This window comes from Labrenzia sp. 011 (assembly GCF_003075075.1).
In the GTDB taxonomy this organism is placed as follows: domain Bacteria; phylum Pseudomonadota; class Alphaproteobacteria; order Rhizobiales; family Stappiaceae; genus Roseibium.
In genome coordinates, this window is sequence record NZ_QCYM01000002.1 from 423415 (window position 1) to 436520 (window position 13106).

Consider the following 13106-nt stretch of genomic DNA (forward strand, 5'->3'; position numbering starts at 1 on the left):
GCGCGGATTGGGTCAGGCCGGCCGTTTTGCAGGGCTGCACGACCGGACGTTCCGCAGACGCGTACCGCCCGACCTTTCGGCTTCCGCAACGTCGTTTCGGGACGCCTGACAGGGCGTTCTCATCGTGCGGAAATACACCCCGGATCCGGCGCAGGTTCATCGTCCGGATTAACCACGCCTTCATGTAAGCCCTTTTACAACCGTGCTTTACGTGGACGACGCGTGAGTTTGCTTGTATTAACGGGTTGTTTACCACCGCAGGCAGATCCGGCAGCCGCGAGCACCGTAAACGGGTGTTGCAGACCAGTTTGGAGCAGAGCCATGGACAATCGGACCCAATCATTCCTGGAACTGACCGCCATGGATGATCTGGTTCAGCTTGTTGCCGACAAAAGAGCCGCCTGGCTCTGGTCGGCCGACGGCGCACGCATCCTTTGGGCCAATGCCGCAGGTGCATCGTTTTTTTCCGCTGCCACCGTTTCCGACCTCGCCGGGCTGAGCGCCCTGGAGCGTTCGCCCGCGCGCCCGCACATCGCCCGCATCGCGCAATCGGGCGCCACCGACAAGTTCAGCATCGACCGCCTGCGGTTCTATCGGGGCCTGCGGGTGATGCTGCTGACCTGCCAGTGCAAGCGGATCGATCTGGAAAACGGCGAGTCCGCCGCCCTGATCGTGTGCGGCGACAAGGGCCTTTCCACTCCCCAGGAGCCGGTCTCGGCCTTTGCCCACATGCTGGCCGCTCCCGGTGAGACGGTTTTCCTGACCGGCGACGGCGCGGTCGAAGAGCGCATCGGAGAGCACAAAGGCACTCCCGAGGATTCCGATCTGCCGGAAGACCAGAAGGCCCTCTTCGGCCCGCTCGAGCTTGACGGCAGCTTCCATGAAGGTGTTGTTCTGGAAGTATCGTCCGGCCGGCGCCTGATCGTCCTGGACGATGCGCCCCTTGCGGACGACATGCCGGAAACGGCGGATGCGGCAGACGGTGCCGGCGAAGTGTCCGATGAAGCGGAGGAGACCGTCCGCGCGGCATCCGGGGATCTGATACCAGAGACGGAAGACGGCCCGACACTACAGACCGCCGCGAGCCCCGCGCGCGACGCTGCCGCCGGAGCCGATCCGGAGGACGCGCCCGGCGCGCTGTCCGAAAGCGAAGCCCCTCTTCCGACGGACCCGTCCGGCGACCGAGACCTGCCCGAACAGATGCCAGCCTTCGCCCCCCAGGCGGACGGCGAGGACGAAAGCCTGGCCGCTTCGGACGAAGTCACGCCTTCAGACCAAACAGGCGAGCGCGCGGAAGCCGCGCCAGAGCCCGATGACCTGACGGCCGAGGACGACGACCTGCGCGAGAGCGCAGAGATTTCACAGACCCAGCCGGACACAGCCGGGGACGACATGTTTGTCTTTCAGCCACGCCGCCGTCCCGTGCGCTTCGCCTGGAAGATGGACATCGACCAGCGCTTCACCTTCCTGTCCGACGAATTTGCCGAAGTGCTCGGCCCCGAGGCGACCGACATCGTTGGCCTGACCTGGGAGGACGTCTCGAAGAAGTTCCAACTGGATCCGCGCGGCAATATCGCGCGGGCGCTCGACCGGCGGGACACATGGAGCGGCAAGACGGTCGACTGGCCTGTCAGCGGTGCGCCTCTGAGAGTTCCGGTGGACATGGCGGCCCTGCCCGCCTTCGACCGGAACCGGAAATTCGAGGGCTATCGCGGCTTCGGCGTCTGCCGCACCGCCGATGCGGTTGAAGTCGGGGACGCCGTCCTCAGCCCTGCCCTGACCGCCTTTGACGACACACTGGCCACGGCACCCGATGCGGAGCCATCGGCTGTCGACGAGAAGCCGGAGGAAACTGCCGAGGAAAATCAAGCCGCCGCGCCGGAGATTGACGCCGGCAGCGATGAAATGCCCCTGGCCCCGGATATGCCCGAGACGGTTCCCTCCGCTGCCGAAGCCGGTTTTGCAGGGGACGACCGCCCGGATGCGGAAGAGCCGGATGAGACGACGGCAGAAGACGAAACGGCCGGGGAAGACAGCGCGCTACATGAGGCGGCAGACGAATCCGCCGAAACGGCCTTACCGGAGACCGGGGATGACAGCGCCGTGCCGGAAGCCGCCGATGTCCCGAAAGACAGCCTTGCCGATCTGAAACCGGCCCAGCCCGACACCTTCGGCGGCAAGACATTCCTGGGAGCAAGCGCGGCGGCCCTCGTGGGCTCGCTCGCCCGGTTCACCGGAGCGCCCGCCTCCAGGCCGCCAAGCGAACCGGAAGAGGCGGCAAGGCCGGTCCATCGGCAGGAAAGCACCGAGGATTACGAAGATACGCGGCGGATCGCAGCATCCCTGGACGACAAGCTGAAAGCCCTCGAGACCGGCTCCGCCCCCTCGCCCACGCCGGAGCCCCTTGAAGAGCAGGCCTCTTCGCCGGAGCTTGCCGAAAGCGCGCTTTCCGATGAGACAGTCGCGGAAAGCAGCCCGGAGGCAGATGCCCCGGATCCGGTGCCGAATGTCCCGACGCAGGAGGCTCCCGCGGCCGTCAAGGAAGACCGGGCGGAGACCACCGACAGCGAGGAACCTGCCGGGATTGCCGGCCCCGCAGCCCTGGAGCCTGCGGAAATCGAAAACGCGGTCAGGTCGCTGGCGAAAAACTACGACCGGGCGAAAAAGAGGTCCCGGGACCTGTTCGACCAGGACACGCCCGCGACGAAAAAAGACACCGTTTCCGCCAGCACGGAAGTGGCCGCCGAAGATCCTGTCGATAACGCCGTCGATGACGCCCCGTTCGAACCGGTCCCGCCCCTGGAAGATGCCCATTTCGACATCATCGAGGAAGAGGGCCGCAGGATGGAAGAGGTGGCCGCAGCCCTCGATACCCAGGATGACTCCGCCGACGAACGCGAGTTCTACGAGGAAACCGCCGCATTCGGGGTGGAAGAAGAGGCAAGGGACATTCCGCAGGAAGACGGAACTGAAGACGAAGAAACGGCCGTACCGGAGCCGGACAAGCCGACCGGTCAGGTCATTCCGCTTGCGACCGCACGCCCCCGGGTCGTGCCGGTCGACACGTCAAGCCTTTCGCGCCCGGAACGCCAGGCGTTCCGCAAGATCGCCGAAGCGCTCGGTGCCCGGCTCGAAGGCGACCTGGACGACTTCGATGGCTCGGACAGTCCCGAGGTCGAAGACCTGCCGCCGGAAGAGCCGGAAGCCGGTCCGATCGATCCGAGCCTGCTCGACCGCCTGCCGATCGGCATCGCGGTCGTTCATGACCGCGAAGTGCTCTATGCCAACAAGGTTCTTCTCGGCATGCTCGGCTACAGGTCGATCGCCGCGCTTTCCGAGGTTGGCGGCCTGGAAGCGCTGTTCATTGACGACACCGAAGACCTGACCGATGCCATCGGCATGGACGGTGAATTGGACGAAGCGATGAAACTGCGTCTGGCCGGCGGCGGCGTGCTGACCGTCGATGCGCATATGCATTCGGTTCCGTGGAACGGGAGCCGTGGCCTGATGATTTCCATAACGGAGCGGCAGGGCAAGCAGGCTCCGGCGGCTGCCGCCCCGCAAACCGCACCGAACTTCTTTGCCGAAGTGCGCTCCGAGCTGGAAAGCGCCCGCAGCCAGATCGCCGAAATGGACACGATCCTGGAAACGGCGACGGACGGCGTGCTGGTCCTCGACCAGACCGGCACGATCCTCAAGGTCAACGGCTCCGCCGAAGCCCTGTTCAGCGCGAACCGCTCTGACATGATCGGCGCGCCGTTCACCGATTTTCTGGCGCCCGAAAGCCACCGGGCGGCGGCGGACTATCTGGACGGACTGACACGCAACGGCGTCGCCAGCATTCTCAATGACGGTCGGGAAGTGCTCGGCAAGGTTCCGTCGGGTGGCCTCATTCCGCTTTTCATGACCATAGGCCGGATCACCAACGGCAATGACGACCCCAAATACTGCGCGGTCCTGCGGGACATCACCCAGTGGAAGACGGCGGAAGAGGAACTGACCCAGGCCAAGCGCCAGGCGGAAAATGCCAGCTCGCAGAAATCCGATTTCCTCGCCAAGATCAGCCATGAAATCCGTACGCCGCTGAATGCGATCATCGGATTTTCCGAAGTCATGATGGAAGAGCGCTTCGGCCCCATCGGCAACGACCGCTACAAGGACTACCTGAAGGACATCCGCACGTCCGGCTCGCATATCATGAGCCTGATCAACGATCTTCTCGATCTCTCCAAGATCGAGGCGGGCAAGCTGGACCTGAAGTTCTCGGCGGTCTCGACCAATGACGTGATCAACGAATGCGTGGCGCTGATGCAGCCCCAGGCGAACCGGGAACGGGTCATCATCCGGGCCAGCCTGCCGGATTCCGTGCCGGACGTGGTCGCCGATCCGCGCTCCCTGCGCCAGATCGTGCTCAATCTTCTGTCCAACGCGATCAAGTACAACAAGTCCGGCGGCCAGGTGATCCTGTCCACGGCGCTGGAAAGCAACGGCGAGGTGGCGCTCCGGGTCCGCGATACAGGAACAGGCATGACCGCGAAGCAGCTTGCGGCTGCCCTCGAGCCCTTCCGCCAGCTCCACACCGCGAGCCGGGGCGGTGGCACGGGACTTGGACTGCCGCTCACCAAGGCGCTGGTCGAGGCCAACCGGGCGAGCTTTCATATCGACTCCACGCCGGATCAGGGCACGCTCGTGGAGATCGTCTTTCCCACACAACGGGTCCTGTCGGAATAAATTCCGGCAGGACCCTGCGGCCTGCTGCCGCGTTGTCCGGGCCCGGAGCAAACATTTTCGTGAACAGGCCGGCCACCCGGCCGCGGGCGGATAATAATAGCTGAGATTTAAAGTCCTGTTTTTGCGGCACTTTTCGCGACAATAGTGGAGTATATTCCTCCAGTTAGTTTTGAATCATTCCAAACTATTGATTTTACTGTATTTATTGACTTGCCCGACCCTGCACGCCATATTCCTGCTCAAACACATGAGCCAATATGCCTCGACGGCAGCAGGCCGGATTTTCGGGAGAAATACATGCGCAAGACACTCCGTGCACTCACTGGCGCCCTCGCTCTGACCACGGCGGCCTTCGCGGCCGCTCCGGCGTCCGCCGACGGCGAAGTGAACATCTATTCCTACCGTCAGCCCTTCCTGATCGAACCGCTTCTGGAAGCCTTCACGGCCGAAACCGGCATCAAGACCAATGTGGTCTTCGCTTCGAAGGGGCTCGGGGAAAGGATCGCCGCCGAAGGCAAGAATTCCCCGGCGGACGTTCTGCTGACCGTCGACATCGGCCGTCTGGATGGCGCCAAGCAGCTCGGCATCACACAGCCGGTGGTCTCCGAAACCGTCACCGCGAATATTCCCGACCATTTCCGCGACCCGGACGGAAACTGGATAGGCCTGACAACCCGCGCACGCATCGTCTATGCCTCCCGGGACCGGGTCGATCAGGACACGATCACCTATGAGGACCTTGCCGATCCGAAGTGGAAAGGCCGTCTGTGCACCCGCTCGGGCCAGCATGATTACACCATCGGCCTGATCGCCTCGATGATTGCTCATCACGGCGTGGAAGAAACCGAGGAATGGCTCGCGAAGGTGCGCGACAATCTTGCCCGCAAGCCCGCCGGCAACGACCGCGCCCAGGCTCAGGCCATCTATGCCGGCGAGTGCGACATCGCCCTCGGCAATACCTATTACATGGGTCTGATGGAGACCAACGACAAAGAGCCGGAACAGCAGGAGTGGGCGAAAAGCGTACGCATTCTGTTTCCCAATGCCGACGGCCGCGGCAGCCACGTGAATCTTTCCGGCGTGGTACTGACAAAACATGCCCCGAACAAGGACAATGCCATCAGGCTGATCGAGTTCCTGACGTCCGAAGAGGCTCAAAGGCTTTATGCGGAAACCAACTTCGAATATCCGGTCACCCCGGGCGTTCCCGTGGCCGAACGTGTTCAGAGCTGGGGCGAGCTGAAGGCCGACACATTGCCGCTGGCGGAAATCGCCAAACAGCGCAAGGCCGCCAGCGAACTGGTGGACAAGGTCGGGTTTGACGACGGTCCCGCGTCCTAGAGTGTGACAAGCAGTGCCGGAAAGCGCCGTGTATCGAAACACGGCGCTTTTTGCTTTTTTACGCGATAGCTATTAGAGCTTCTGCAGATAACCCCCAACGAACAGTCCCGACTTGCTGCGCACGCCCACCCTTTCCTTTGTCGACCGGTTCTGGCAGGTCGCGGCAATCCTAATCGCGGCCCTCGTCCTGCTGCCGCTGAGCGCCATTGTCTGGATTTCCCTGACGCCGGCAGCCGATGTCTGGACCCACCTGCTGCAGACCGTCCTGCCGGGTGCCCTGTGGACCACGCTGCTGCTGTTGCTCGGCGTCGGCTTGATCACCGGCATTACGGGCGTCGGCACCGCGTGGCTCGTGACCATGTGCAATTTTCCGGGACGGAAGGTGCTGGACTGGGCACTTCTGGTGCCGCTTGCCGTGCCAACGTATATCGTCGCCTTTTCCTATGTGGAGGTTCTGGAATACACCGGCCCCGTTCAGGGGCTGATCCGCGAGATCTTCGGCTTCACGACCTCGCGCGACTACTGGTTTCCCGAAATCCGTTCCCTGGGCGGTGCCATCTTCGTCATGGGCGTGGTGCTCTATCCCTATGTCTATCTCACCACCAGAGCCAGTTTCCTTATCCAGTCGGCTTCGACCCTGGATGTGTCGCGCACACTGGGGGCCTCGCCCTATCGCCTGTTCTTCCGCATCGCCCTGCCGCTCGCCCGACCGGCAATCGCCATCGGCATTTCGCTGGCGCTGATGGAATGCCTCAACGATATCGGCGCGGTCACCTTTTTCGGTGTCCGGACGCTGACGTTCTCCGTGTATGACACCTGGCTGAACCGCTCCAGTCTGGGCGGCGCCGCACAGCTCGCGCTGGCCATGCTGCTGATGGTGTTCCTCCTGCTCTGGCTGGAGCGCTTCGGCCGCCGCAAGCAGCGGTTCGACAGCGGCGGCAGCAAGAGCCATCCGCCGACACGCTTCGACCTGCGCGGCGGGCGATCCCTTCTTGCGCTCGGCCTGTGCCTGCTGCCGATCCTTCTGGGCTTTGTCGTTCCGGGCCTGCTCCTGGCCGACCGGGCAAGCCGGCGGCTGGACGATTTCTGGTCCGGCGGGTTTCTGGAGACCGCCTGGAACAGTTTCAGCCTGGCGGCCGTCGCCGCGCTCCTGACCGTCGTCATATCGGTTGCACTGGCCTATGCGCTACGGCTCAACAACAAGGGCCCTCTGCGCACCGCCGTGCGCCTTGCGTCCATCGGCTATGCGATACCGGGAACGGTTCTTGCGATCGGCATCCTGGTTCCCCTCGCACAATTCGACAATTTCCTCGACGGCCGCATGGAGGCCTGGTTCGGCATCAACACCGGCCTGCTGCTGCTGGGAAGCGGCACGGGGCTGGTCTATGCCTATGTGGTCCGCTTCCTGGCCGTTTCCTACGGTCAGGTGGAAGGCGGTTTCGGCCGGATCACGCCGCATCTGGACATGGCCGCCCGCACACTGGGCCGGGACAGCCGGCAGACCCTCGGCCAGATACATCTGCCCATCCTGAAACCGGTCCTCCTGTCGGCCGTGCTGCTGAGCTTCGTCGACTGCATGAAGGAACTGCCGGCGACGATCCTCCTGCGGCCGTTCAATTTCGAGACCCTGGCGACCACCGTCTTCGAAGCCGCCTCCCGCGAGGCGTTCGAGGAAGCCGCCCTCCCCTCGCTGGCCATCGTTCTTGTCGGTCTCATTCCGGTCATCTATCTGGCCCGCTCCAGCGCCACCTCGTTCCGGACCAGACTTTCGAAGCGGCAGACCGGCGGCGTGATCTGAACCGGCTGCTGCACCGCAGCACCTTGACAGCGGCGGATCAAATCGCCCCAATGAGGCACGGCAGAAACCCTTTCCTTTTGCATCTCGTCAGGACGGCAATTCGATGGAAAAAAAGCATCAGATCAATCTTTGGTATGCCTTCATAGCCATGATGCTGGTGTTTCTCTTCCAAAGCTGGTGGACCACCTACAAGACCGTCGAGCCGATCCCCTACAGCGAGTTCGAACAGTATCTCAAGGACAAGAAGGTCGATGAGATCGCGATCGAGGAAAACACCATCAGGGGCAAGTTCAAGGAGCCTCTGAAGGACGGAAAACTGTATTTCATCACCACCCGCGTCGATCTGGCGCTCGCCGAAGAACTCAGCAAATACGATGTGAAGTTCACCGGCGTCGTGCAGAGCACGCTTCTGAGGGACATCCTGTCCTGGGTCCTGCCGGTGCTGCTGCTCTTCGGCCTGTGGATGTTCTTCATTCGCCGGCTGGCGGAAAAACAGGGCTTCGGCGGCATGATGACCGTCGGCAAGTCCAAGGCCAAGGTCTTCGTCGAAACCGATATCTCCATACGCTTCAAAGATGTCGCCGGTGTCGACGAGGCCAAGCGCGAGCTGCAGGAAGTCGTCGATTTTCTGAAGAACCCTGCCGCCTACGGCCGCCTGGGCGCGCATGTTCCCAAGGGCATTCTCCTGGTCGGACCTCCGGGAACAGGCAAAACGCTGATGGCGCGCGCGGTGGCCGGTGAAGCCGGCGTTCCCTTCTTCTCCATTTCCGGCTCCGAATTCGTCGAGATGTTTGTCGGCGTCGGCGCCGCAAGGGTGCGCGACCTCTTCGAACAGGCCCGCAAGGCCGCACCGGCGATCATCTTCATCGACGAACTCGATGCCCTCGGCCGGGCCCGGGCCAGCGGTCCGATGGGGACGAACGACGAAAAGGAACAGACGCTCAACCAGCTGCTGACCGAACTGGACGGGTTCGACCCTTCCGGCGGCATTATCCTGCTGGCCGCGACCAATCGGCCGGAGATCCTCGACCCCGCCCTGCTGCGCGCCGGCCGGTTCGACCGCCAGGTCCTGGTCGACCGCCCGGACAAGTCCGGGCGCCGGGCGATCCTCGACGTGCATGTGAAGAAGATCAAGCTGTCGCCGGACACGGATCTCGATCAGGTCGCCCAGCTCACGGCGGGCTTTTCGGGGGCGGATCTCTCGACCCTCGTCAACGAGGCGGCCCTGCTCGCGACCCGCCGGAACGGGGACGCCGTCACACTGCAGGACTTCAACGAAGCCATCGAAAGGGTGGTCGCGGGTCTTGAGAAGCGCAGCCGGATTCTCTCGGACAAGGAACGCAAGACCGTTGCCTATCACGAGATGGGCCACGCGCTCGTTGCCGCAAATCTGGAAGGCTGCGATCCGGTGCACAAGATCTCCATCATTCCGCGCGGCATCGGTGCTCTCGGCTACACCATGCAAAGGCCGTCGGAAGACCGCTTCCTGCTTGCCGCCAGAGACCTGGAGAACCGCATGACGGTGCTGATGGGCGGTCGGGCGGCGGAAGAAATCGTCTTCGGAGAAATCTCCACCGGCGCGTCGGACGATCTGCAGAAAGTGACGGAAGTCGCCCGGGACATGGTCATGCGCTACGGCATGGAAAGCTCTCTCGGCAACCGGGTCTATTCCACGCAGAGACAGAACTTCCTGGGAATGCCCGCCGGAGACGTGACCGAAGTCTCGGAACAGACGCAGCGGGAAATCGATCTGGCGATCAAGGCCCGCGTTGAAACCGCCTTCACGCGCGCCAAGGAGCTTTTGACCGACCATCGCAAGGAACTCGACGAAGGCGCGCAGCTGCTGCTCGCCAGGGAAACGCTGACCGACCAGGAGTTTCCCCCGATACGCCCGCTTTCCGAACGCAGCAAGCAGGCGGCTGCCGAATAGACGGAACGGCCGGCTTCAGGCTGCGAAATGGGCGCCTGTTTCCCCGTCCTTGCCATTCCCCGCAGCGGATGACGACGGCTGCAGGAACGCCCCGGACCAGCTCTCGAACCGGTCCGCGGGCATCGGGCTGGCAAAAAGGAAGCCCTGTGCCGTCGTGCAACCGTTCTCTTTCAGGAAGACAAGCTGGTCTTCGGTCTCCACGCCTTCGGCGACCACTTCGTAACTGAGGCTCTTTGCCATCGCGATGATGGTCTGGACGATAGAGCGGCTGTGATGGTCCTCCGCCAGACCGCTGATGAAGCTGCGGTCTATCTTGAAGGTGTTGAACGGCAGACGCTGCAGATGCGCCAGACTGGAGTAGCCGGTGCCGAAATCGTCAATGGCGAAGGTGATGCCGGCATCCAGAAGGGGCCTGGTGGCTGCCGTCACCCGCTCCGGATCCGCCATCGCCACGGTCTCGGTCACCTCGAACTGCAAAAGCTCCGCCGGAAAGCCGGTAAGGTCGAGGATCTCCAGAACCCGCGCAGTAAAGCCGGGTTTCTCAAGCTGCCGGATCGAGACATTCACGGCGATGGGCACCGAGCGTCCCTGATCCAGCCAGACGCGCCCCTGGCGGCAGGCAAGGTCCATGACCCGGTCGCCCAGCCTGGTGATCAGGTCGCTTTCTTCGGCCACATCGATGAAGCTGCCGGGCAGCAGCATGCCCCGCTCGGGATGGTTCCATCTGGCCAGAACCTCGGCACCCACCACCTTCAGGGACGCGCAGTCGATTTTCGGCTGGAAGACGATCGTTATCTCGTCGCGAAGAAGCGCGACCTTGAGTTCCGCCTCAAGGCGGATGCGCTCTCCGGCGCGGGTATCGCCTTCGATCTCGTTGTAGAAGCAGGCCCGGTTGCCCCCGGTCCGCTTGGCGGCATACATGGCGATATCGGCGTTCTTCAGGATGGCCGTATAATCGTCTCCGTCATCCGGATAGGTCGATACACCAATGCTCGCCCCCACCGTCATGGTGAGACCGTTGATCTCCAGCGGCTGTTCCACGCATTGCACCAGATCTTCGGCCAGGGTGCGAATGGCGGCACCCGACTTGCCGGTCGGCAGGACGATGGCAAATTCGTCGCCTCCCAGTCTTGCCACCAGCGGCGCCGGCGCCGAGGTGCCCTGACCCGCAACCTGCACGGTCTGTGCCGACGCGGGTGCGGACCCGGTCGGGGAACCGACCGTGTTCAGCAGATCGCGCAATCTTGCCGCCACCTCCTGCAAAAGCGCGTCGCCATGGTCATGGCCGTAGCTGTCGTTGACGCGCTTGAACCGGTCCAGATCGACAAACAGAACCGACAGCCGGTTCGCCCTGCCGTCCGGCGCGAACATGCAGCCGTTGAAGTGCTGGCGGAAGCTTTCCCGGTTCGGCAGACAGGTGACGGAATCCACATAGGCAAGTTCGTGGATGCGGGCCATGTTGTTGCGGATCGTTGCGACCATGTCGCGATAGGCCCGGGCCAGAACCCCGATTTCATCGGTGCGTTCGACCGGGAACGGCGCGTCGAAATTTCCGGCGCTGACCGTATGGGCCGTCTGGGTGAGTTCCTTGATCGGCCTGACGAAGCTTTCCGCGAAGTGGAACGTGACCGGCACGCTAACCATCAGCAGAACAAGCGTGATGATCATGTTCCGGCCCCAGATGGCGAAGAGCATCCCGTCCATGGACGCCCGCGTCACGGAGACATAGGCAACGCCCAGAACCTGATCGGCTTTCATGTCCCTTACCGGAAGCGCGATTTCGACACTCTTGCCGGAACGGTGCATCTGTTCGGCACCGGTCTCGAAGGCCTTGCGCACCAGCGGCAGGGTTTCCCGGTCGTCGAAATAGCTGGTCTGCGGATCGCTGTCGATGGTCACGGCCCTGGACGGATCGAGAACCTGCGCAAGTTCCACCACACCGCTTGCCGCGATGCTCTCAAGCTCCTGCTCGAGAATGAGATAGTGATGATTGGTCAGATGGGGAACAGCCAGGCGGCTGACGGTCGCGCCGATTGCCCTGGCGTCGGAGACGACCCGTTGCTCCTCGTCCTTCAGATCCAGATAGCTGGCCACCATGATCATGACGACGGACAGCACCACGAACAGACCCGCCACGAGCAGCACGAAGCGGGTCCTCAGGCTGGGAAGCCAGGACGACAGGACCTCGAGCAATTTTGTGACTGTCTTCGGCGTTCCCGGCACGCGGCTCCCCCTGAGAATACAGCGGGAGATTACATGACAATCCTTGAAGGCCGGTTGATCGTGTCGTGGACGGACAGGCAGGATTCGTAAACGCTAGCGCACTCGTTAGCCGACAAAACTTTACGCAGCGATCTTTGACGGAAAGAGCCGGAATTTATTCTTTTTATTGGTCATTTTCGCAATCGCCACGGTTAATCAACACGGGTTTTTTATCTGTAAATTTAACAGTTCGTTCCAATTCGGGACACTGAAGGGTCTGCGGCGATGGGACTGCCGGAAGGTTCTTCATAATTTCCGCGACAGTGGTCTCGCCCGACATCGGGGCCAACGAAAAGGGCGCCGGTGATTGTCACCGGCGCCCGGGATCGGTTGCGCGAAAACGCGTCAGGGATCGTCACCCGCTTTCAAGCCGGCCCCGCGCTCACGCGGTCGCCGGCGAGAGTTCTAGAGCAGGGTCGCCTGCGTGTTTTCCTTCGCCTGTTCCAGTGTCACGTCGGGTGCCAGCTCGACCACCTTCAGACCGCCTTCGGCGATGTCGAACACGCCGAAATTGGTGATGATGCGGTCGACGCATTTCACACCAGTCAGCGGCAGCGAGCATTCCTTCAGAAGCTTCGGATCCCCCGCCTTGGACGTGTGGTCCATGATCACCACGACGCGCTTGACGCCGGCGACCAGATCCATGGCACCGCCCATGCCCTTGACCATCTTCCCCGGGATCATCCAGTTGGCAAGATCGCCCGACTCCGAAACTTCCATGGCGCCGAGAATCGACAGGTCGATATGACCGCCCCGGATCATGCCGAAGCTGTCGGCCGAGGAGAAGTAACTGGTCTGCGGCAATTCGGTAATGGTCTGCTTGCCGGCATTGATAAGGTCTGCGTCGACTTCATCGTCCGTGGGGAACGGCCCCATGCCGAGCATGCCGTTTTCCGACTGCAGGGTCACATGAACGCCGTCGGGAATATAGTTCGACACCAGGGTCGGAATGCCGATCCCCAGGTTCACATAGAAGCCGTCTTCAAGCTCTTGCGCAGCGCGCTTTGCCATATCATCACGTGTCCAGGCCATGATGCGTCCTCC

The 13106-nt window shown here is 62.6% G+C and carries 6 protein-coding genes; 4 read left to right on the forward strand and 2 right to left on the reverse strand.

The features are described from left to right. Positions 1–321 precede the first annotated feature (321 nt). From DCO57_RS23885 to ftsH, 4 genes are all read left to right on the forward strand, one after another. Positions 322–4731: an ATP-binding protein gene (locus DCO57_RS23885; protein ID WP_116697673.1), complete on the forward strand. Its 4410-nt coding sequence runs from the start codon at positions 322–324 to the stop codon at positions 4729–4731. A gap of 297 nt (positions 4732–5028) precedes the next feature. Further along, positions 5029–6072, forward strand: coding sequence for a Fe(3+) ABC transporter substrate-binding protein (locus DCO57_RS04725; protein WP_116697674.1), 1044 nt, complete (start codon positions 5029–5031; stop codon positions 6070–6072). 112 nt (positions 6073–6184) lie between these two features. Next, positions 6185–7870 carry an iron ABC transporter permease gene (locus DCO57_RS04730; protein ID WP_116697675.1) on the forward strand — a complete coding sequence of 562 codons (1686 nt, stop codon included), beginning with the start codon at positions 6185–6187 and terminating at the stop codon, positions 7868–7870. A 103-nt stretch (positions 7871–7973) separates the two neighbouring features. Beyond that, the gene (gene ftsH, locus DCO57_RS04735; protein ID WP_116697676.1) at positions 7974–9800 is read left to right on the forward strand and encodes an ATP-dependent zinc metalloprotease FtsH; all 1827 of its coding nucleotides are present in this window, start codon (positions 7974–7976) and stop codon (positions 9798–9800) included. 15 nt (positions 9801–9815) lie between these two features. On the opposite strand, the gene DCO57_RS04740 is transcribed toward ftsH, so the two are convergent. Together DCO57_RS04740 and DCO57_RS04745 are read right to left on the reverse strand one after the other, a co-directional pair. Beyond that, positions 9816–12023, reverse strand: a complete 2208-nt coding sequence (locus DCO57_RS04740; RefSeq protein WP_116697677.1) for an EAL domain-containing protein — start codon at positions 12021–12023, stop codon at positions 9816–9818. Positions 12024–12467: 444 nt separating this feature from the next. After that, the gene (locus DCO57_RS04745) at positions 12468–13094 is read right to left on the reverse strand and encodes a CoA transferase subunit B (RefSeq protein ID WP_116697678.1); all 627 of its coding nucleotides are present in this window, start codon (positions 13092–13094) and stop codon (positions 12468–12470) included. Between the last annotated feature and the right edge of the window lie 12 nt (positions 13095–13106).